Raw genomic sequence first — 21,298 nt, 5'->3', positions numbered from 1 at the left:
TCAACTTATCGGCGACTGCCTAACTCAAGGTTAATCACAGTCCTCAGCGCGCAGGCGCGCGAACGAAATCATAAAGATTGCGTAAAATTGTAGACATCGCACAGGCGGGGGTTCGAGAACGCCGGCCGGCGTTACCGCATGATGAATTTGAACGGCTGCGTGAAGGCGAGCGGCTTGACGCTGACATCCGGCGGGATCGGCGGGAACGGCGCAGCGCGATCGAGCGCGTCGGTCGCCGCGTCGTCAAGCTGCTTGAAGCCGGAGCTTGTCGCGATCTCCTTCGACAGGATGTGGCCATCGACGCCGATCGTGTAGCGGAGCACCACCGTTCCCGATGCGGGAACGCGCGGGTTGCGCTTCGCCTTTTGAACGCGGTCGTTGATTTGGCTCATGTAGCGTCCGAACGCCTTGGCGTTGCCGCCGGACGCTTGCCCGGCGCTGCGAACTTCAAGAACGGCGACCTGAGCCGGTTGCGTGATCGTCTGCACCACTTCCGGCGGCGGAGGCGGCGTATCGGCCGGTGGCGGCGGTTCTTCCGTCTTGACGACTTGCTGCTCGACCGTGCCCTCGGGCGACGAGATGACGTCGCGCAGCTCGTCCGGCTTCTTTTCTTCCGGCGGCGGCGGCGGAGCAGCCTGCATCGCGGCGATTTCGGGGATTTCGCGCGTCTCCGAAGAATCGCCCTTCGTAATGCCTTCGTTCGACTCGGCGCCCTGGACCAGCATCACGTCCATGCCCTTGCCCATGTCCATGGCAGGCGCACTGGTATCCATGAGATGCGGAAGCATAGCGTAGCCGACCGCCCCGTGAATGATCAGGGCAAAGAGTATGGCGGCAATTCGCAAATACATCCCGGGCGGCTCTCGTCGTCAGTTGTTGGCCGTGGCCCCCGATGGGGGGGCACCCGATGCGGCGGACGACGACGATGGCGCCGGTTGAGACAGCAGCGACACTCGGGCGTAACCCGAATCTCCGACGCGTCCCAAAAGCTCCATCACGTCGCCGTAGGGAATCTTCCGGTCGGCGCGAACGTAGACGACCGCGTCGCCTTCCTGAGCCTTGATCTGCTCAAGCCGCGGCACGAGCGTATCGCGCGTCACTTCTTCGTCGCGAATGTAGAGCTTGCCGTCCGGCGCCAGCGAAACGACCATCGGCTTTTTTTGTGCACCGATCTTGGAAGCGGTCGTTTTCGGCAGTTCGAGCGGCACGCCCTGAACCATCAGCGGTGCAGCGACCATGAAGATGATCAGCAGCACGAGCATGACGTCGACGAACGGCGTGACGTTGATTTCGGCGAGAGGCTTATAGCCTCCGTCGTCATCACCCCCCGAACCATTGCCAACAGCCATTCCCATTAGTTCGCGCCCTCCAGGCCGCGCCGGGACATGGTCCGCGCGATACCGACGATCGCCGGCATGACCCGATCGGACGCACGTCCGAGCGCGACTGTGATCTGGTTATAAAAAATGACCGCCGGAATGGCGGCAGCAAGGCCGACCGCGGTGGCAAATAGCGCCTCGGCGATACCTGGCGCCACGACTGCAAGGCTCGTGTCTTTCTGCTGTGCGATCGCCGTGAACGAATTCATGATGCCCCAAACGGTTCCAAAGAGACCGATGAAGGGCGCAGCCGAGCCGATCGTCGCCAGAAATGGCAGCCCTTGCTCGATGCTCTTGAGCTTGCGTTTGACGGCAGCGCGCATGGCGACTTCGAGACGGTCGCGCACTTCGCCGGTCGAAGCATCGTTGCCGGCTTCGCTCCATTCGGTGCGTGCCGCTTCGCCAACCGCACCGATCAGGCTTGACGCCCGCGCTTCCGGCAATTTAGCGGTCACGCCGCTCTTTTCGAGCTTGGTGATCTCGCGGTTGACCATCCACACGCGAATGAGCTTCTCGAACGCCATGGCCCAGCAGATGACCGAGGCGGCCAGCAGGCCCAGGATAATGCATTTCACGACGATATCGGCGTGATGAAACAGCCCCATGATCGATAGATCTTTGGCGGCGATTTCCGCTGACATCACATATAAGGGGTTCATCGCGTCACTTCGAAAGTTGAACTTTTGTCAGGGAAGTCGTCTTGAGCTGATCGAGACAGCCGGAAACCGGTCCTGACTCGGCCTTGCATTCCATGACGTCGTTGATCAGAAACGATCCGATCTTGTCGCACTGAATCCCGTCGATCTCGAACAGCTTGACGGATTTCTTCTTCGCCCTGAGCGGCGCCAGATCGATCGAAAAGCGCTTGCCGATCACACCGTCGGTCTGAAACAGAACGAGGTCGATCTTGTACGACTTGTACGTTGTCTCAGCAGGGTTATCGACCACGATATAGGCACGGCAGCCCTTCGAGGAAGCTTCGAGCTTATTCAATTCTACGTGGACACCGGCGCTCGGCGCTGCGGGAGCTTCTTCCGCATGCGCCGTCGAAGCGGGATCGGCATTGGGATCGGCATTTGCTAGTGTCGCCCACAGACATGCGGGAAGAACAAGCAGGCAGGAAAGCGAGAAACGCTTCAGGGTTCTGATCACGCTAAGGTTTCCATTGCGTTTAAATTGAAATTCCCCAAACGCGTGTAGCCACTTTGGCCCGTTGTTGCCAGTGTGAAATTCGTAAGGCTGGCCAGTTCCATCGCCGCGATGAGTTTTCGATTTAGAACAATTTTCAGATGCGGTAACGGCCTAAGCGAAGCGCGATTTTTGTCGTCGCGGCGCACCAAGAATTTTTCCCGAATTAACGCAGGAAAAGCTCCCGCAGGCGATTTGAGCTGTCATGTGCGCGCCGTCCCGTTGCGTTGGAACTTTGCGATTTGAAAGCGAGCATGATCGCCAGCGCTTCGCGCACGACGTCGGGCGATTTCAAGCGGCGTGGTCGATGGCAGGCAGCCGAGCCGCGCGGCGGATCTCGTTGAACATGGCAGAGAAGGTCATGAAGCCGGCGTCGCGGTCATCCGAAATATCGGCGAGCACCGCCCCCGCGATCTTGCGCTGGTTCGCTTCGAGCAGCGCCACGGCCTTCTTGGCGAGCGCGCGGGGCGTCCGGTGCCAAGCCGTGAGAAACACGATCTGATCGGCGAGATCGGCCAGAATTTGCGCGTCGTCCGCTTCGAGCAACGGCGGCGCCGAGATGATGATCGTCGGGAAGCGTGCCTTGAGGTGCTGGAATGCCGCCGTGAACGCCACCGAACGAAGTGCGGACGGCATCGCCAGCGGGATCGGTGCCGAGCCGCACGACGGCAGGAAATGCAGTCCCGTCAGGTTGTCGCGCAGAATGACGTTCTCGACCGGCGCATGCGACGCGATTTGATCGAGCAGCCCCGGCGGCGCATGCGGGGTCAGCTCGCGACTGAGAACCTTGGCGTGAAAATCGCAATCGACCAGCAGCGTCTTTTGTCCGTCGACCGCCAGATGATGCGCGATGTTCGATGCGAATGGCTCCGCGCCTTCACCCGTCAGCGCCGAAACCGTGAGGATAACGCGTGGACCGTCACCATTGGCGCGCGCCTTGAGCGCGTCGCACGCCGCACGAACGGCTTCCGCATAACGGCATCCGGGCTCAGCAATGATCAATCGCGCCCGCCGCATCGCATTCGTGGCTTCATCGTCGTGCGTCACCGCGGGAAGCGAAGTCATATGCGGACAAGCCAGCATCTGTTCGACCTTGCGGGTACGCAGTCGCGTATCGCGTTCGAGCAGAACGGCAAGCATCAGCATGAGCAGAAGCGTTGACATCGCCACCGTCTCAGCGATGCGGACGCGTTTCGGCCCCGCTGGCACATCAGGTATTTTTGCGGCCTCAACGATCCGCGAGCCCGTCAGCGTCCGCGTCAGTCCATAGCGATCGAGAAGGGAGGCAAAAACCTTCTCCGAAGCGGTCGGTTCGGCCGATCGTTTCTCTGCGCTGCTGTTCGCGGTTGCTTCAGAAAGCAGCTCGGCGATGTAGCGCGCCGCGACGGCATTGGCGATTTTCGCCGCCTTCGCCGCATCTTGCGATGAGATACCGATATTGATCAAAGACGAGTTGTGAACCCGTCGAACCGATAGCCGCGTTTCCAGTGCTTCGCGCGCTATGGCACGTGGATCGGAGTTATCGAGCGGCGACATCAGCCGCGAAAGCCAGGACCGCGATTGGAATTCCGGATCGGCCGTCAGATCCATCGCCGTCACCACGTTATCGAGCAACGCAGGCGAGGTCATTCTCTCGACCTGTTTCTCGACCTCGCGGCGCTCAAGTTCGAATGCCGCCGGTGGAGGGGTTTTCGGCTCATCAGCCGATGGCATCGCCTGTCCAGGATCAACCTGGATCAAAACGAATGCCGCATAACGGTCCGGGACGAACGCCACGACGGCCCAGGCGATCAATCCCATCACCACCGGGAAAAGCGCCACGGCCTTTGCCCGCTTGATGACCGCCACCTTGGCATCCGCAAGGGCGGACCGAAAGCGATGATGGTCGGCGCGTGCGCTGTGTTCGGCCATGGCCTCAGTTCATTTCCCCGCAGCGCCGGCGCACCCCATCGCCGAAACGCTCTCGTGATCGGCGAAGCCGACTCACTTCGTCATTGTCACGATCAAAGATGAACAGGATGTTGTTGGTTAAAGGGTGCACCGTGTATCTGCATTCCAAAAGCCGCCGAGAGTGCGTTTCATCCACCGCCATCCCGCCGCAGGCGGCGATGAAAACGAGCAGATGTGGTCCCCCGAACGCCGTGGCCGCGGAGGCGGGCAATTCCCGACAGCGATCAGAAAGTCGGGCGTTCGAACTTTTCGAGATGTGCGAAAGCGTCGAGATCGCCGGTCTGCTCAGCGCACCGCTAGCGAAAGCGTCGCACTGCCCTGGCGAACGTCGTAGGCACACCGCGCCGCGCCGCCCGTCGAACTCAGGATCAACTGCGGATCGCGAAAACGCTGGTCCCACCGTGGGTTCTGCGTATCCCAGATCGCGACGTCGATGTCCGGATTGCCGATGACGGCTTCGGCCTTCGATGCCGTACCCCACGCAGAAACGCCGTCCTCGCGCGCATCCGTGCCCCGCTTCAGCGCCATCCGGCGGCAAATCTCGATGGCATGGTCGCGATAGGCATCCACCACGGCATCGCTCATGGCGACGCGATAGGTATGGTCCTGGAACCAGACCTTGCCGACTGCCAGCAGGATCAAACCGAACAAGACCGTACGCATGACAACGCCCTGGACGCGAAAACCTAAATTTCCCTCGCCGCCGATCATGCCCCCATTATGGTGAAAAAAGCGTTGTCCAGCGGCAGGTTGCGGTGCAGCGGAGCGACTTGCCGGACTTGTCAGTTGCGCTTTGGTCGGGCACAAGCGTGCCGGCGAAAAACATCCGAATGTCCGGGAGGACCCCTCACGTCATGTCCAAGAAGAAGATCCTGATTACGTGGCCTCTGCCCGAAGCTGCCATGGCCCGCGCTCGCGAGACCTACGATGTCATCGCCCACGGAGATAATCCGAAGATCACTGTCGACGAGATGCTCGAGACGGCGAAATCGGTCGACGCCATCCTTCTCACCCTCAATGAGAAGTGCCCCGCTGCGGTGATCGAAAAGATCCCCGAGAACATCAAGTGCATCTCGACGTTCTCGATCGGCTTCGACCACATCGATCTCGAAGCCTGCAAGAAGCGCGGCATCAAAGTCGGCAACGCCCCGCACGGCGTGACGGTCGCCACCGCCGAAATCGCGATGCTGCTGCTTCTGGGCTCGGCGCGCCGCGCTTCCGAAGGCGAAAAGATGATCCGCACGCGGTCGTGGCCGGGCTGGCAGCCGCTGCAACTCGTCGGCCAGCGCCTCGACAACAAGAAGCTCGGCATCTACGGCTTCGGCAAAATCGGCCAGGCCCTCGCGCAGCGCGCCCGCGGCTTCGACATGGAAATCCATTACTACGACATCTACCGCGCGAAGCCCGAGGTGGAAGCGAAGTACAACGCCACCTACCACGACAGCCTCGACAGCCTCTTGAAGATCTCGCAGTTCTTCTCGATCAACGCGCCGTCGACGCCGGAAACGCGCGGCTTCTTCAACAAGGCGACCATCGAGAAGCTGCCCCAGGGCGCCATCGTCGTGAACACAGCGCGCGGCGATCTCGTCAACGACGAAGACACGATTGCGGCACTGAAGTCAGGTCGCTTGGCATACGCCGGCCTCGACGTTTTCGCCGGTGAGCCGAAGATCAACGAAGGCTATTACGACCTGCCGAACACGTTCCTGTTCCCGCATCTGGGCTCGGCGGCGATCGAAGCACGCAACCAGATGGGCTTCGAAGCGCTCGATAACATCGATGCGTTCTTCGCCGGCAAGGACATGCCGTTCAAGCTCGCTTGAGCCTGCACGCTCGCAAATGTTTTTACGAAATGGCCGGGCTACCCCGGCCATTTTTGTTCTGCATCATGCTGGCGATTCCGTTGCCTCCATCTCCGTCATGCCGACGGAGGTCGGCACCCAGACAACGATCAACATACGCGGTGTATCGGGTTGGCTGGATCCCGGCCTGCACCGAGATGACGACAGAGGACGAAACCGGCGCGGCAATTTTCGCGAGCAGTTCGCCTACGTTCTCCGCCCGCGCTCTTTCATCATCCACGACGCAACGCCGAGCAGGCGTCCGCTGTCCCCGCGCGCGCCGACGAGTTGCACGCCAAGAGGCATCGCATCGACGGTCAGCAGCGGTAGCGAGATGCACGGCAGCTTGAGATAGGTCCACAGGCCGTTGAACATTGGGCTGCCCGTGCTCTGCAGTCCTGCCGGCGCGATGCCGGGGGCTGCAGGTGTCAGGATGGCGTCGTTGTGGACGAAGATCGGTCGCAGCGCCTCGCACAGAGTTTCCTGCTTGCTGCGCGCGTCGTCGTAGCTTGTCGCAGAGAACGACCGTCCCTCGGCGATCACTTCCTTGAGCTTCCCTGACACGCGGTCAGGATGCGCATCGGCGATCGGCCCGTAGTTGCGCGCGATATCCGAGAACTGCACGATCTGCTGCAAGCGGATGATGTGATCGAAGCCCGCAGGCAATTCCGTTTCGGTGACCTCGATATCTCGGAAAGTCGACGCGAACAATTCGATCGCCGCACGCATCTTGTCGTCGCCCTGCGCCCAAACCGGCGACTTGATGAACGCCAGCCGTCGCGGCGCCCGCGATTTCGCGTTTTGCATCGCCGACATCAACTGCGGATCATGGCCGATCATATCGCGGTCAACCGTATCGAAACCGCTGATGCAGTCGATCAGCAGCGCCAAGTCGTCGATCGAGCGCGCATAGCCGCCGATCGTGTCGAGCGGCGGCGACTGTTCGAGAACGCCGGTGCGCGACACGTATCCGAACGTTGGTTTGTAGCCGATGACGCCGCAATAGGATGCGGGCCTGATGATCGACCCAGCCGTCTGCGTGCCGAGCGCAATCGGCACCTGAAAGTCGGCAACGGCAGCGGCCGATCCGGACGACGAGCCGCCCGGCGTTCGTTCGAAATCGAGCGGATTGCGCGTTTTGCCCGGACCGAAGAACGCGAATTCCGTCGTCACCGTCTTGCCGAGAATAATCGCCCCCGCAGCCTTCAGTTCGGAGACGACGAAAGCATCCTCAGTCGGCTGACGGCCTGCGAAAATCTCAGAGCCAAGCTCTGTCGGGAAGTCCTTGGTGTCGATGATGTCCTTGACGCCGACCGGGATGCCTTCCAGCGCCCCCAACGGCTCGCCGCGCGCCCGCCGTTGGTCGCTCGTACGGGCCGCCGCCAGCGCAGCGGCGCTATTGAGATGCGCCCACGCACCGATTTCCGGCTCGCGGTCGGCAATCCGCTTCAGACAAGCGCCGACAAGCTCTTCCGATGTCAGATCGCCTGCGGTGAGCGCTTTTTGCGCCTCGACCGCCGTCAGACGGACAAGACTGCCTGGTTCACTTGCATACATTTCAGTATTTCGCCCCATGTCCGGGTGACATGCGCCCACCAGCGCTTCGATGCAAGTGGCGCGCTTCCGACGTGCTTGTTATTACGGGAAAGAACCATTTTTTCCTGTTCAAACAGTCACCAGGACAAAATGCGCAGTACAGGCGCGAAAATCGGTCTTCGGGCCAATTGTATCCGGAACGGTTCGGTACTAGGACACCCGCGGAGACGAACAATAATAATACCCTTTGAGGACTACGCGAATGTCGACAAGCCACCGCCGCCCCGGCCGCCACTTTTTGCAGATTCCGGGCCCGACGCCCGTGCCGGAGCGGATTCTGGCCGCGATGGCGCGCCAGGTTCTCGATCACCGAGGCCTTGAGTTCGGTGAGCTTGGCCGTCGCGTGCTCGGTGGCATCAAGGGGCTGTTCAAGACCCAGGGCCATGTCATCATTTATCCCTCGTCCGGTTCGGGCGCCTGGGAAGCGGGTCTCAGCAACACGCTGTCGCCTGGCGACAAGGTGCTGATGTGCGAGACGGGGCAGTTCGCCGTGCTATGGGAAGCCATGGCGCGCCGGCTCGGTCTTGAAACGGAAGTCATCTCGACCGACTGGCGCATTGGCGCCGATGCCAACGCCATTGAGAAGAGGCTGCGCGAAGACACGAACAAGAAGATCAAAGCCGTCTGCGTGGTCCACAACGAAACCTCGACCGGATGTCTGACGCGCCTCGATGAAGTACGCAAGGCGATCGACGCCGCGGGCCACCCCGCGCTGCTGATGGCCGACGCGATCTCCTCGCTCGCCGCCGCCGACATCCGCCACGACGAGTGGGGCATCGACGTCACGGTGTCCGGTTCGCAGAAGGGTATGATGCTGCCGCCGGGCCTGTCGTTCACCGCGATCAGCGCCAAGGCCATTGAGGCGTCGAAAACCGCCCAGCTCAAGAAGTCCTATTTCGCATGGGACGACATGCTGTCGATGAATTCGACGGGCTACTTCCCGTACACGCCGGCGACGAGCCTGCTCTACGGCCTCGCCGAAGCGATCGACATGATCAACGAGGAAGGCCTGGAAAACGTCTTCGCGCGTCATCGCCGTTTGGCAGAGGCAACCCGTCGCGCCGTCCGCGCCTGGGGCTTTGAAATTCAGTGCCGCGACGCGAAGTATTATTCGCCCGCCGTCACGACGGTGCAAATGCCCGAAGGCCATAACGCCGATGCGTATCGCAAGATTGTGCTCGACAACTTCAACATGTCGCTCGGCACCGGTCTCAACAAGATCGCTGGCAAGGCGTTCCGCATCGCGCATCTCGGTGACACCAACGAGCTGACGGTGCTCGGCGCGCTGACCGGCGTCGAGATGGGCTTCGAGTTGGCCGGCGTGCCCCACAAGAAGGGTGGCGTTGCAGCGGCGATGAGCTACATCGCCGAGACGGCCAATCCTGCGGAAGCCGCTAAGGCGGCGGCAGAGTAAGCGCCCGGCGCTCGCAGCCATGAACAAATGTCATCCTCGGCTTCATGCCGAGGATGAAGCGATTTTATTGCCGTTATCCCGGCGCAGGCCGGGATCTAGTCAAGTCAGAGCACCACCTTTGCTGACACGTGTCTGGGTGCCGACCTCCGTCGGCATGACAGAGCGGATCGGGCCGCCCAAATACTTACGCGAGACGTGATTGCTCCGCAGTCGTTGCGGCCGTCGCGCCCCCGATCAACCGCAGAACACTTTCCAGAGTGTCGGCTTCGGCCGCGGGCTTGTCCCAGCGGATGCGGTGAATGCGTGGGAACCGCATCGCGACGCCTGACTTGTGCCGCGTCGACGGCTGCACGGCATCGAACGCCACTTCGAACACAAGCTCCGGCTCGACGGCGCGCACCGGCCCGAACGCCTCCGTTGTGTGCCCCCTGATCCATTTGTCGAGTTCGAGCAGTTCTTCGTCGGTAAATCCCGAATAGGCTTTGCCGACCGGAACGAGCTGCTTCTCGCCGTTGTCGTCGGTCTTCCAGACGCCGAACGTGTAATCGGAATAGTACGACGAACGTTTGCCCGAGCCGCGCTGCGCGTACATCAGCACGCAGTCGAGCGTTAGCGCCGCGCGCTTCCACTTGAACCATTCGCCTTTGACGCGGCCTGCCTGATAAACGCTCGCGCGCCGCTTCAGCATCAGGCCCTCGATGCCTTCCGCTCGCGCCGACGCCCACAACTCGCCCAGCTCTTCAAACGTCTTGAATGCAACGAGCGCCGAAATATCCGTCAGCCGCGGATGATGCTTCGCGTGCCACGCTTCGAGCCGTGCGCGCCGGTCTTCAAACGACAGCCCGCGCAAGTCTTCCGCTCCATCGAATAACAGATCGTAGAGCCGCACATGCGGCGGATACATCTGCATCATCTTCGCCGTCACGGTCTTGCGGTTGAGACGCTGCTGCAAGTCGTTGAACGGCGCGATCTCGCCCTCGCGCATGACGAGCAACTCGCCATCGACGACGCAATCGTGCCCATGAAAGGCGCTGCGAATTTCGGGAAACGCGCCAGAGATGTCATCGCCCTGGCGCGAGAACATTTTCACCTCGCCGCCACGCGCCGCGATCTGCACGCGAATGCCGTCCCACTTCCATTCCGCCGAAAAATCTTCCGGCGAAAGCCGCGGCCAATCTTCTTCCTCGATCGGATGCGCAAGCATGACCGGCCGGAAGACGGGCTTTGAGCCAGGATCGGGCCGCTCGGCTTTGCCGTCGAGCCATTGGAAGAGATCGAGATAGGGTGGCGTCAGCGCGTGCCAGATCTCTTCGATCTCTGAGACATCGCGACCGTAGCATTCCGCCAGCGCCGTCCGCGCCAGTCGTGCAGACACGCCGACGCGCGGAGCCCCGCCGATGAGTTTCAGGAGCGCCCAACGTCCAGTTGCATCGAGTTGATCGAGCAGATGGCCAAGCCGCTCGGTGCGCTGTGCCGTCGTCCCATCTGCCATCGCCTCGATGACCGCGCCAAGCGCAAGCTCCGGCGGCTCGCCTGAGTTATGTCCCGCTTCACCCCACCCCCGACCCCTCCCCGTCAAGGGGAGGGGAGAAGTGGGAACGCCCATCGTGGAGGGCAGGTGAGAGTTCCCGTTGTCACTCTCTCCTTCCTCCACGGGGAGAGGCCGAGGCGCGGAAACATTCGGCCACGGCTGCCCCTCACCCCAGCCCTCTTCCCGCACGCGGGGCGAGGGAGAAGTGAACGATTCCCCTCCCCCTTGCGGGGAGGGGCTAGGGGTGGGGGTCAAACGAGCGGTGGGGGTCAAACGAGCGGTGGGGGACTGACGAGCGGTGGGGGTGAGATCCAGAACAAGCTGCTTCGGCTTTTCCGGCACGTCATCTTGGGTTTCGGCAGCCTCCGCAACGTCCGGCGTCGCAACGACAACCCGATCGTCCGGCCAGAGCAGCGACACCGTCTCCGCCGTGTCGCCGACGTAGTCGCGCGATAGCCGATAAAGCACTGGATCGACGAAACGCGAGACGAGATCGCTCAACATGCGCCGCAGCGGAATGCGGATCGGCACGCCGTCCGTCAGCGCCGCGAGCGCCCAGCCGCGATCGGGATCAGGCGCCGTTCGAAAGTAATGGCCAAGCAGCGCGACTTTGCGATTGCGGCTCTGCGTATAGACAAGACTATCGAGCAGACGGGCGAATACGCGCATCGCTATTCCGCCTCCTCGCCGTATCCGACGAGCGCCAACGCGCGCGCTTTGCGTCCGATGGAGCCGAGATAATGCACCAGCGCGTCTTCGCGCCCGTGCGTCACCCAAATATCTTCCGCCTCCGTTTCGATGATCGTCTGGATCAACTCCGGCCAATCGACATGATCAGACACGACAAGCGGCAGCTCGACACCATGCTGACGCCCGCGTCCGCGCACGCGCATCCATCCGCTCGCGAACGCCATCACCGGATCGCCGAACCGGCGCGACCAGCGATCGCCAAGAGCGGACGGCGGGCACATCACGATGCCGCCGCGGATCGCTTTCGCGTCTGTCTCCGATACAAGTTGAAGGTCGCCGAGATCGATGCCGAGCTTCTGATAAAGCTCCGTCAGCGACGCGACCGCGCCGTGCAGATAGATCGGCTTGTCGTAGCCCTGATCGCGAACGACGCGGATCATGCGTTGGGTTTTGCCAAGGTTATAGGCGCCGACAAGATGCGTGCGGTCGGGCTCGGCTGCGAGCGATGCCAGCAGCTTCTGCGCTTCGTGCGCGGCCTTCTCATGCCGGAATACGGGCAGCGCGAACGTCGCTTCGGTCACGAACACATCGCAAGGGACGAGTTCGAACGGTGTACACGTAGGATCGCTGGAGCGTTTATAGTCACCCGAGATCACCGCCCGCCGCCCAGCCCATTCGATCACGACCTGCGCTGAGCCGAGAATGTGACCAGCCGGGGCAAGGCGCACGCGGACGCCGTTGATCGAGATTGTCTCGCCAAGCGCCAAAGCCTGGAACGAGCCGGCGCAATCCTCGCCGTAGCGCACCTTCATGATGGCAATGGTTTCAGCCGTCGCCAGAACGGCGCGATGCCCGGAGCGCGCGTGATCGCTATGGCCGTGCGTAATGATGGCGCGATCGACCGCCCGGCCGGGGTCGATATAAAAATCGCCAGGTTCGCAATAAATTCCGGATCCGACCGGATAAAGCCAAGTATCGACGGCAGGTGAGGGCGAGGTCATGAACTACTAAACGCGCGGAACTGCAAAGCAGCCTAGCGTGAAACGTCGTTCACGCAATAATATCGGGAAGGAGCTTATCCTCGATCTGGGTTATCCGATCTTTCAGGACGAGCTTCTTCTTTTTCAGCCGCTTGATAAGAAGTTGGTCAGCCGAAGGGTTACCTTCAAGGGCAGCGATTTCGGCGTCGAGCTCGCGATGCTCGGCGCGCAACGTGACCAACTGTTCCCTGAGCTCGCGTTCGTCGCGTCGCTCCATGCCTATTCCCTGTCGCTACCCGGATCGACTGTCCGTCGCTTTTGGGCGATTGCCTCACGTCTGGCAAGCCTTCCAAAGCGCGAACCTGGGCGACCTTTCTAATCGTCTGAATTTATTTTACGAATCACTAATAGCCGCAGCTATGACGGCAACCGTAACAAAAATCAAACATCCAAGCTCAGACCTAAGACGCGTTGGACAACGTGAGAAACGTGTGGCACGATTTCAACGTCGGCAATCTCCATAGGAGGCAACTGATGACGATCACGGCTCATCTCGCGGAACTCGCAGAGAAGCACCGGGCACTCGAACAAAAAATCAATCAGGTAGCAGTCAGCCCAGGTTCGGACGACATCGAAGTCCGCAGGTTGAAGCAAGAAAAGCTGAAACTCAAAGACGAAATCGAGCGGCTGCGTAGAGAGACGCGCCACTAGCTCAGGAACCAAAAATCGAATTCATGGTCTAAGCCCTGCCACCGGCGACAGCCGGGCGGGGCTTTTATATTTTTGCAGATATTTCCCGCTCAGCGCTGATCCAGCCTCTTTCATTCCTGTGCGAGCCTGGACCCATACAAGCTTGTTCGCAGCGCAATAGCAGCGCCGTCCTTGCAAGAGGGCGCAACGCGACGCTTGACGCTCGCATGCGCTCTCTGTATTTAGCCAAATGGTTATTTAACGAATTGGCTAAATAAATGCCCGACGACCGATTGAGCGAAACGTTTGCAGCCCTGGCCGATCCGACGCGGCGTGCGATTCTCGCGCGTCTTGCGCTCGGCGAGACATCCGTCACGGCTCTCGCCGAGCCATTCGACATAAGCCTCCCGGCCATCTCAAAACATTTGAAGGTGCTCGAGCGTGCGGGCCTCATCGTGCGTGGCCGCGAAGCGCAATGGCGTCCATGCCGTCTCGATCCGGCGCCATTGAAGGAGGTGGACGACTGGGTCGAGCATTACCGCAAATTCTGGGAGCAGAGCTTCGATCGGTTGGACGAGTATCTGCGCGTGTTGCAGGCGAAGGAGAAAAAGCGTGGCCCAAGGAAAACCAAGTAAGGCCGATGTCGCGGCCGAATCCGCGGCGCGGCTCGAAATCGTTCGGATATTCGCGGCGCCCCGCGCCCTTGTCTATGAGGCCTGGACGACGCCGGAGCATCTCGGACAGTGGTCCGCGCCCGAAGGCTTCACGATCCCCGAAGCCAGAGCGGATTTCCGCAAAGGCGGAGACTATTTCGCGCGTATGCGTTCGCCCGCCGGCGACGACCATTGCGTTCGAGGCAAGTACCTGGACATGGTCGAAGGCAAGCGCATCGTCATGACTCACGCGTGGCTCGATGGCGCTTGTCAGGCTGGTCCTGAGACGACCATCACCGTGACCTTTGATGACGTCGGCGACGGCAAGACCAAAATGACGTTCCTGCAGGAAGGCTTCACGTCAGCGCTCGCGCGCGACGGCCACGCTGAAGGCTGGACGAGCGCCTTCAATCTGCTCGCGATCCTTTTGGAAAAGCTGCGCGGCGGCCGAGAGTTCGTCATTTCACGTCTCGTGAATGCGCCGCGTGAGCTTGTTTTCGCGGCCTTCAAGGACCCCGCTCACATCGGGCATTGGTGGGGACCGAACGGTTTTAGAACGACGACCTACGAAATGGACTTCCGTCCCGGCGGACAGTGGCTCTTCACCATGCATGGACCGGACGGTACCGACTATCCCAATCGCGTCCGCTACACCGAGATCCGCGAGCCGGAGGTCATCGCCTACGATCACGACGCTGGCGAAGGTAGCGATGCCGCGTCTGCGTTCAAACAGACGATCACGTTCGAAGCAGAAGGCGGAAAGACCCGCGTCACGCTGCATCTCGTCATGGCAACGGCCGAGCATCGCGCCGCCATGGCGAAGTTCGGAGCTGTCGAAGGTGGCCACCAGACTCTTGCGCGGCTTGCCGCGTATATCGGGAAGGCCTAGCGAAGAGACGCTTCAACAAACAGAAATCATCCCCGGCATCAGCCGAGGATGATTTCCAATCTGGTCGATCACGGCGCCGCGCGGCGCGAGAACGAGACGGCGTAAGCCGCCGAACGCATCGGGAAGATCTTATCGTTCTCCGGCCCGTCGATGCCGTCGGTCACGTTGGTCGGATCGAAGATGCCAGCATCGCACGTCTTGTTGTCTTCAAAGCCGGTGATCGAGACTGTGCCGAGCGTCAGCGTTTTGCGCTTGTCTTCCGGCCACATGGCCGTCGGATCGTCGGTCGGATCGCCGGGCTCACCGAGAATTGCGATCAGCTTGAACTGCGCAGGGCCTTTGGCCAGCCGATCTTTCAACTCCGGACGATAGAAGTCGGGATCTTTCTTTTTCGCTTCCTCATCCGACAGGCCGACATCGCCCGCGACCGGAATGAGCTTGTACTTGAAGACCTGCTTCTTGCCTTCCGCGTTCGTTGCAGTGAAGGCATGAACGCCCCAGTAATCGACGGTCGCGAAGCTCGCCGGTACCGGTCGTGCGTTGAGCCATGCGACTTGCCGAGTCGAATTCGGGTTCTCCTTGAAGAATTCGCCGATCTTCGCCTTGTCCTTCGTCGCGACCGTTTGCAGCAGCTTCAGGAATTGATCCGGATCGCGCGCCACGAAAACGGGTGCCGAGATCGTCACGAGGTCGGTCGTTGTGTCCTGTCCGAGATCGAAATGGATCGCAAAGCCGCGTGCATTATCTTTCTGAGCGTCGGAAGCATCCGGGCTGCCGCCTGCCATCGAAAAACGGGCGATGACCCCGACCGGCGTCTTCGAATTGAAGTGCTGAGCTTTCGTTAGCGTGGCAGCTGCAGGGTCCGCAACGAAGTTGCCTTTGACGCAGAAGCCATGCGGATGCGCCGCACGCAGACCTTTGTGAGCGCCGAAGACGGCGTTGAGTGCGTTGACGAGGCTTTCGGCATCGGCTTCTTCCGCGTATGCGCGGGAGATTGGGGCAATCGCAAGCGCAGTGACAAGCGTGGCGGCAGCTACACGCCGTTTGAAATTCATGGAAGCTCTCCATTGCAGGTTTGCAGAAAGAGAGCGGAAATCCCGCCGAACGACACCGCTCTCCTAACGCCGTCATTGATAGAGAACAATTATTGCGGGGAAAGCACTGTGTACGCGGCCCTTAGCCACGTAAAGCCCGATCGAACTGATCGAAAATAATGATGTAGGGCCGGACATCGGTTTTGTCCGGCCCAGTGAAACGGCATCGGCTCATTTATGCGGCGTCCCGGCGCCATTCAGGGAACGGATCGGGCAGCGATCGCCACGCCGAGACGTCGAGCGGCTTATTCTCAGCAACCGGGAGCAGGCAGGCATCGAGATCGGCTTTGATGCGGTCCTGGTCCATGTCGCGCATGCCGATGAAGACGATCTCCTGGCGGCGGTCGCCCCAGACCTTGTGCCAACCCTTGTCGATCCGCGCGACGAGGCCGGCATCGGCGGGCCAGTTCTTTTTCGGCACCGCCGCCCACCAATAGCCGATTGCTTCATGCCGCACGACGGCGCCCGCTTGGCTGACCTCGCCAACCCATTGCGGCCGCGAAGCCAGCCAAAAGAAACCTTTCGCCCTGACGACACCGGGCCATGACCTGTTGAAGAATGCATGGATCTTCTCCGGCACGAAGGGCCGCCGCGCGCGATAGACGAAGCTCGTAACGCCATACTCGTCCGTTTCCGGCTTGTGCTCCTTGAAGCCGTTGAGCTCCTTCAGCCAGGTCGGATGGCGATGAGCATGCTCGAAATCGAAAAGCCCGGTATCGAGAATGTCCCAGGTATCGACGCGCGCATGGCTCGTTTCGATGATCCGCGCATCGGCATTAAGGGAACGGAGGATCGTCCGCGCCGCTGAGATGTCCTCCGGTGTCGCGATATCGACCTTGTTCAGAACGATCACATCGGCGAATTCGATCTGCTCGACGAGAAGCTGCACGAGCGGTCGCTCGTCGTCTTCGCCCGCAACTTCGCCGCGATCTTTCAGAAAGTCGCGAGACGAATAATCTTTCAGCAGATGTGCGGCATCGACCACAGTCACCATCGTGTCGAGGCGCGCGACGTCCGAAAGGCTGCGGCCTTCTTCGTCCCGAAACTCGAATGTCGTCGCGACGGGAAGCGGCTCGGCGATACCGGTCGACTCGATCATCAGGTAATCGAACCGGCGTTCGGCAGCGAGGCGGCGGACCTCCTTCAAAAGATCGTCGCGCAGCGTGCAGCAAATGCAGCCGTTCGACATCTCGACCAGTGTCTCGTCGGTTCGCGAGAGATTGCTGCCGCCCATCGCGACGAGATCGGCATCGATGTTGACCTCGCTCATGTCATTGACGATGACCGCGACCTTCAGGCCCAGCCGATTATTCAAGACGTGATTAAGCAGCGTCGTCTTGCCTGCGCCGAGGAACCCGGAAAGCACCGTCACGGGCAAGCGCCCGTCCTTCGTGACGGCGGTCTTTTTCAAATGCGTGATGATGTCGGAATCCATAGCCAATCTCCCGGGGTTGAGGATCGACCATATATTCGGATGTTATAACATCCGTCAAGTGATGCGTGATGGCTCTATAGTCCTCGCCATCTCGGCGAATGCCAGCTCCAGTCAAGCGGGAACAGCCCACAAAAAAAGCCGCCGGGAATTCCGGCGGCTTTCAATCCTCTGCGCGTAAAGGCTACGCAACGACGATAATATCAACGACCTCTAGCGTGTCGGGATCAACGATCGCGACGTGCGAGTCGTCGATCATGAAATACTCGTAGCCGCTATAGTCGGGCGCGATCGTCACGATGGTAGGCGGCAACGGATAGAAATGCACCGACCGCGGCACGACTACGCCGACCCGCACATCGACCCCGATATCGCGGGCTGGCGCCACTCGATGTCCGGAAAATGCCGCGCGCACTTTCGTCTTCTGCTCGGGACTGATGTTCGTCAGCGAACCTTTTGACCGTGCCTTGCCTTCCGTGCCCTCGCTGGCACCCGTCGCGCCCCGATCCGGCCGCGAGTTGTCCCTGGCCTCATTGGAACGTGTACGGTCGTTTCGATCGTTCGTATCGGCACGGTTTTCGCGTTTGCCGCTACTATTATTGTCCTCGGCTTGACGATTGTACTGGTGAGTATTCCGCTTGTCGTTCGGCATGTTCTCGCTGCGTGCGTCGTTCTTCCTGTCGCCGGAAGACGCGGACCTGTCCGTCGCGTCGCGATGGCTCTCTTTGGCCTCGCTACGGTCGCTTCTCATTTGGCGGTCGCCGAGGCTTTTCGGCTCGCCCGCCTCGCTGCCCTTCATTGCCGGGCCGCGATCTCCCATGCCGCGATCACCTCCGCCGCCTTTCAGATCGCCACCGGAGCGCTCTATCGCGCCGCCGCCCGGACCGTTTCCGCCACCTGGCTTGCTCATGTTCGGGTCCGCCATCGCAAACGTCGACGTCGCGACGAGTGCGAGGGCAGTGAGTGAAAACTTCAGCATTGAAACACCTCCATACGTTGTCCATTGAAGCGCGACTGCCCCTCGCGTTCGGGTGATCAACGTGTTGAATGGTGTGCCGTTCCAATTCGCCGAAATGGAATGCGTGCTGAGGAGTACTTTGCGTTCGTTCGCATTGACTTGCGGCAAACGGCTCAAAAATCGCAGCGCTTATTGCAACGCAATCGCGGCGCCGCAAAAGGATTGAGCACGTTGAATCGCCGTAAAATATCGCGCGAATTGCCGAACTCTTCTTGTGTCGCAGGGGTTATCATCATACGATTCAACTATTCAAGTGAACCCACGGTGATTGCGATGACTGATACCGCAACAGTGGAACGAGAAACGGCCACTGAAACACGCGACCTCACGAAAGCCGAGGTCGATAAATTCCTCTTCGGAAAGCACATTACGGGTTGCCCGGTCTGCGGGCGCTTTCGCTCCAATTGCGACGTCGACATTCACATGCTGACGTGCGAGCGGAAATCGTCATCCAGCAACGCACCCGTCAACGTGCTGATGATCGTTTGCCAGAATTGCGGAGCGATCCAATTCCACGATCGGTCCGTTATCGCTAAATGGCTCGATTGCCAGCATAAAGTCTGGGTGAAATAGAACGGCTCGGCACTTCCTTCAAGCGCCGCGCTTGGGCGGGCGAGCCCGCTCGGTCGGAGAGAAACCTGACGCTGCCGGGTGCGCCGCTACCCGGCGTCGAGCGGCTGAAATGTGCCGCGAATGCCGTTCCTCAACTTATAACCGTCATGGCCGGGGCAGTTGGGGCATAGCGACGCCCCTTTCGTATCGCCGCACCGCTATTCCATCGACAGGATAAAATTCTTCACGACCGGATAAATCTCGCGTTCCCACCGTTTGCCGTTGAACGTGCCGTAATGGCCTACGTTGGCTTGCAGGTGATGGCGCTTCAAATGCGGCCTGAGCGAATGGCAGAGATCGTGCGCAGCTGACGTCTGCCCCAGCGAGCAAATATCATCGCGTCCGCCCTCAACCGTCAGCAACGCCGTTCTCAGGATCTTGCCGGGATCGACTTTGCGGCCGTGATAGGTGAAGTCACCGGTCGCGAGCTGCGCTTGCTGAAAAATCCGGTCGATCGTTTCGATGTAGAATTCTTCCGTCAGATCGAGCACCGCGAAATACTCGTCGTAGAAGGTCTTGATTTTCTGTGCTTCCGCGATTTCGTTGTTAGCCAGATGCTCATAAAGCTTCTGGTGCTGCGCCCGGTGACGATCGACATTCATGGCGACGAAGCTGAAGAGCTGCACGAATCCCGGATAGACGCGGCGGCCGCGCCCCGGATACCGCGACGGCACCCGCGCCGTGACATTCGACTTGAACCACGACAGCGGCTTGTCGTTCGCGAGCTTGTTGACGGCCGTGGGGCTTTCGCGCACGTCAATCGGACCGGCCATCAGCGTCATCGAACGGGGCGTCGCCGGGTTCTTATCCTCCGACATGACGGCAACGGCGACGAGCGCCTGCACGCACGGTTGGCAGACGGCGAGCAGATGCGAGTCGGGTCCGAGTTCTTCAAGAAAACGAATGACGTAATCGACGTGCTCATCGACGCCGAAACGCCCGGCGTCCAGCGGCACGTCGCGGGCGTTCGTCCAGTCGGTGATGTAGACGTCGTGATCCTGCAGCAGGGTCTCGCACGTCTTGGCAAGCAGCGTCGCGAAGTGTCCCGACAGCGGCGCGATCACGAGCACCTTCGGCTGCGGCGTGTCGATATCCTTCTTGAAGTGCAGGAGATTCCCGAATGGCAGGCTGAGCGCCACTTCTTCCATCACCGGCACGTCGCGGTTGCCGACTCGCACCGTCGAAATCCCGAAGTCGGGTCGCGTATGAGTGAGTTGGAACCGGGAGATCATCTCGAAGCCCGCCGCCAAATGCGACTTCAGGGCGTCGACGGTTGGAAAAAGCTCTTTTTCTATCGCGGCTTTCGAGTTCTTGGCGACTTCGCGGAAGGGAGCGAGCAAGTCGTCTTGAAACTGATAGGCTTGGTAAAGCATTCGCGAGAAAGTCCCCCGGCAGTAACCGTAAAAAACCATGCGACTGAAAAACGTAGTGCATTCTTCGTTGCACTGCGAGAGGATTGTTTAGGCAGGGTTAGGATGCGACGGAGCTGATCGTCTATGGCGAACGCGACACTGACGATATCGTCGAAGAACTATTCCTCTTGGTCGCTGCGCGGCTGGTTGCTGTGCCGGATGGCGGGCCTCGATTTCGACGAGGAGATCGTGACGCATGACGATCAGGAGATTCGCCAGGAGCTTCTGCTGCTCTCGCCCTCGGTCCGGGTGCCGCGGCTTATCCACGGCGCCGTGACGGTCTGGGACACGCTCGCAATTGCCGAATACATGGCGGAGATCGCGCCCGACGCCGGGCTGCTGCCCGCCGACCAGGCGACGCGCGCGCATTGCCGTTCGATCTCGGGCGAAATGCATTCCGGTTTCTACAACCTGCGCTCGGCTCTGCCGATGAACCTGAAGGCCCGTCACCAGTCCTTCAAGATCTTTTCCGGCGCCCGCCCGGACGTTGAGCGGATCAAGACGATCTGGCTGGAATGTCTCGGTAAATACGGCGGCCCCTATCTCTTCGGCGAGACGCCGACCGTTGCCGACGCGATGTACGCTCCCGTCTGCACCCGCTTCCGCACCTACGCCGTGCCGCTCGAACCGGAACTGTCAGGCTACTGCGAAACCATCTTCCACTGGCCGCTGATGCAGGAATGGACGCAAGGCGCGCTCGTTGAACCCGACGAGATCGTTGAACTCGAAGTTGAGTTTTAACCGCCGCTAGGATGTCGTCTCGGCTTCAGGGCTAAGGTCCTTTTCTCGCTTCGTATTGCGGCCCGATGGCGTTTGATCGGCGTGTCATCCCGGGCGAGCCCTTTCGCGAGCCCCCGGGACCCAGAGAGGGTCCCCATGCCAAATTTTGATGCATTTAAGCGCTTCGGACGACGCCGATGGCGAAAACA

At 60.6% G+C, this 21,298-nt stretch carries 21 protein-coding genes; 7 read left to right on the top strand and 14 right to left on the bottom strand.

Annotated elements, in window-relative coordinates; genetic code table 11:
- Window positions 1-131: 131 nt before the first annotated feature.
- The 6 genes from HYP802_RS0119875 to HYP802_RS0119845 all read right to left on the bottom strand — a co-directional run bounded on the left by HYP802_RS0119875 (window position 132) and on the right by HYP802_RS0119845 (window position 5,180).
- Window positions 132-851 carry an energy transducer TonB gene (locus HYP802_RS0119875; protein WP_024276396.1) on the bottom strand — a complete coding sequence of 240 codons (720 nt, stop codon included), beginning with the start codon at window positions 849-851 and terminating at the stop codon, window positions 132-134.
- Between the two features lie 18 nt (window positions 852-869).
- The gene (locus HYP802_RS0119870) at window positions 870-1,355 is read right to left on the bottom strand and encodes a biopolymer transporter ExbD (RefSeq protein ID WP_024276395.1); all 486 of its coding nucleotides are present in this window, start codon (window positions 1,353-1,355) and stop codon (window positions 870-872) included.
- On the bottom strand, window positions 1,355-2,038 hold the full coding sequence (locus HYP802_RS0119865) for a MotA/TolQ/ExbB proton channel family protein (protein ID WP_013949480.1): 684 nt from the start codon (window positions 2,036-2,038) through the stop codon (window positions 1,355-1,357). Before HYP802_RS0119865 ends, HYP802_RS0119870 begins: the two co-directional genes overlap by 1 nt.
- A gap of 4 nt (window positions 2,039-2,042) precedes the next feature.
- Window positions 2,043-2,531 (bottom strand): hypothetical protein, encoded by a 489-nt coding sequence (locus HYP802_RS0119860; protein ID WP_013949479.1) that lies wholly within the window; start codon window positions 2,529-2,531, stop codon window positions 2,043-2,045.
- Window positions 2,532-2,858: 327 nt separating this feature from the next.
- Window positions 2,859-4,478: a tyrosine-protein kinase domain-containing protein gene (locus HYP802_RS0119850; RefSeq protein ID WP_013949477.1), complete on the bottom strand. Its 1,620-nt coding sequence runs from the start codon at window positions 4,476-4,478 to the stop codon at window positions 2,859-2,861.
- 324 nt (window positions 4,479-4,802) lie between these two features.
- Window positions 4,803-5,180, bottom strand: a complete 378-nt coding sequence (locus HYP802_RS0119845; RefSeq protein WP_024276394.1) for a hypothetical protein — start codon at window positions 5,178-5,180, stop codon at window positions 4,803-4,805.
- 191 nt (window positions 5,181-5,371) lie between these two features.
- Here HYP802_RS0119845 and HYP802_RS0119840 point away from each other — a divergent pair, with 191 nt between their 5' ends.
- On the top strand, window positions 5,372-6,340 hold the full coding sequence (locus HYP802_RS0119840; RefSeq protein ID WP_013949475.1) for a D-glycerate dehydrogenase: 969 nt from the start codon (window positions 5,372-5,374) through the stop codon (window positions 6,338-6,340).
- A gap of 225 nt (window positions 6,341-6,565) precedes the next feature.
- Here the strand turns inward: HYP802_RS0119840 and HYP802_RS0119835 are convergent, their stop codons facing one another.
- Window positions 6,566-7,915: an amidase gene (locus HYP802_RS0119835; RefSeq protein WP_013949474.1), complete on the bottom strand. Its 1,350-nt coding sequence runs from the start codon at window positions 7,913-7,915 to the stop codon at window positions 6,566-6,568.
- 241 nt (window positions 7,916-8,156) lie between these two features.
- On the opposite strand from HYP802_RS0119835, the gene HYP802_RS0119830 reads away from it, so the two are divergent.
- Window positions 8,157-9,368 carry an aminotransferase class V-fold PLP-dependent enzyme gene (locus tag HYP802_RS0119830; protein WP_013949473.1) on the top strand — a complete coding sequence of 404 codons (1,212 nt, stop codon included), beginning with the start codon at window positions 8,157-8,159 and terminating at the stop codon, window positions 9,366-9,368.
- Window positions 9,369-9,552: 184 nt separating this feature from the next.
- Here the strand turns inward: HYP802_RS0119830 and HYP802_RS0119825 are convergent, their stop codons facing one another.
- From HYP802_RS0119825 to HYP802_RS23375, 3 genes are read right to left on the bottom strand one after another with little or no spacing between them, the layout of a single operon-like run.
- Window positions 9,553-11,568, bottom strand: coding sequence for a cisplatin damage response ATP-dependent DNA ligase (locus HYP802_RS0119825; RefSeq protein ID WP_024276393.1), 2,016 nt, complete (start codon window positions 11,566-11,568; stop codon window positions 9,553-9,555).
- 2 nt (window positions 11,569-11,570) lie between these two features.
- Entirely contained in the window at window positions 11,571-12,590 is a 1,020-nt protein-coding gene (locus HYP802_RS0119820) for a ligase-associated DNA damage response exonuclease (RefSeq protein ID WP_013949470.1), read from the bottom strand.
- A 49-nt stretch (window positions 12,591-12,639) separates the two neighbouring features.
- Window positions 12,640-12,846, bottom strand: a complete 207-nt coding sequence (locus HYP802_RS23375) for a DUF465 domain-containing protein (RefSeq protein ID WP_024276392.1) — start codon at window positions 12,844-12,846, stop codon at window positions 12,640-12,642.
- Between the two features lie 254 nt (window positions 12,847-13,100).
- Between HYP802_RS23375 and HYP802_RS23370 the strand changes: the two genes are divergently transcribed.
- From HYP802_RS23370 to HYP802_RS24055, 3 genes are all read left to right on the top strand, one after another.
- Window positions 13,101-13,280: a DUF465 domain-containing protein gene (locus tag HYP802_RS23370; RefSeq protein WP_024276391.1), complete on the top strand. Its 180-nt coding sequence runs from the start codon at window positions 13,101-13,103 to the stop codon at window positions 13,278-13,280.
- Between the two features lie 257 nt (window positions 13,281-13,537).
- Window positions 13,538-13,894: a metalloregulator ArsR/SmtB family transcription factor gene (locus HYP802_RS0119805; RefSeq protein ID WP_013949467.1), complete on the top strand. Its 357-nt coding sequence runs from the start codon at window positions 13,538-13,540 to the stop codon at window positions 13,892-13,894.
- Complete coding sequence (locus tag HYP802_RS24055; protein ID WP_013949466.1) at window positions 13,872-14,801, top strand: SRPBCC domain-containing protein; 930 nt, start codon at window positions 13,872-13,874, stop codon at window positions 14,799-14,801. Before HYP802_RS0119805 ends, HYP802_RS24055 begins: the two co-directional genes overlap by 23 nt.
- A gap of 68 nt (window positions 14,802-14,869) precedes the next feature.
- On the opposite strand, the gene HYP802_RS0119790 is transcribed toward HYP802_RS24055, so the two are convergent.
- From HYP802_RS0119790 to HYP802_RS23065, 3 genes are all read right to left on the bottom strand, one after another.
- A complete protein-coding gene (locus HYP802_RS0119790; protein ID WP_013949465.1) occupies window positions 14,870-15,856 on the bottom strand; it encodes a catalase family peroxidase in 987 nt (328 codons plus the stop codon).
- Window positions 15,857-16,070: 214 nt separating this feature from the next.
- On the bottom strand, window positions 16,071-17,330 hold the full coding sequence (gene zigA / locus HYP802_RS0119785; protein WP_013949464.1) for a zinc metallochaperone GTPase ZigA: 1,260 nt from the start codon (window positions 17,328-17,330) through the stop codon (window positions 16,071-16,073).
- 181 nt (window positions 17,331-17,511) lie between these two features.
- Window positions 17,512-18,306, bottom strand: coding sequence for a DUF1236 domain-containing protein (locus tag HYP802_RS23065; protein ID WP_013949462.1), 795 nt, complete (start codon window positions 18,304-18,306; stop codon window positions 17,512-17,514).
- A 312-nt stretch (window positions 18,307-18,618) separates the two neighbouring features.
- Here HYP802_RS23065 and HYP802_RS0119775 point away from each other — a divergent pair, with 312 nt between their 5' ends.
- Window positions 18,619-18,918, top strand: a complete 300-nt coding sequence (locus tag HYP802_RS0119775) for a hypothetical protein (protein ID WP_050976893.1) — start codon at window positions 18,619-18,621, stop codon at window positions 18,916-18,918.
- 197 nt (window positions 18,919-19,115) lie between these two features.
- On the opposite strand, the gene phaZ is transcribed toward HYP802_RS0119775, so the two are convergent.
- On the bottom strand, window positions 19,116-20,330 hold the full coding sequence (gene phaZ, locus HYP802_RS0119770; protein WP_013949460.1) for a polyhydroxyalkanoate depolymerase: 1,215 nt from the start codon (window positions 20,328-20,330) through the stop codon (window positions 19,116-19,118).
- 123 nt (window positions 20,331-20,453) lie between these two features.
- Here phaZ and HYP802_RS0119765 point away from each other — a divergent pair, with 123 nt between their 5' ends.
- Window positions 20,454-21,110, top strand: coding sequence for a glutathione S-transferase family protein (locus tag HYP802_RS0119765; protein WP_013949459.1), 657 nt, complete (start codon window positions 20,454-20,456; stop codon window positions 21,108-21,110).
- The last annotated feature ends 188 nt before the right edge of the window (window positions 21,111-21,298 follow it).

Origin of the sequence: Hyphomicrobium sp. 802 (assembly GCF_000526135.1) — a bacterium.
Taxonomy (GTDB): Bacteria; Pseudomonadota; Alphaproteobacteria; order Rhizobiales; family Hyphomicrobiaceae; genus Hyphomicrobium_B.
Note: the sequence above shows the minus strand (reverse complement) of the source record. Positions and strands in the feature narration are given on the sequence as shown.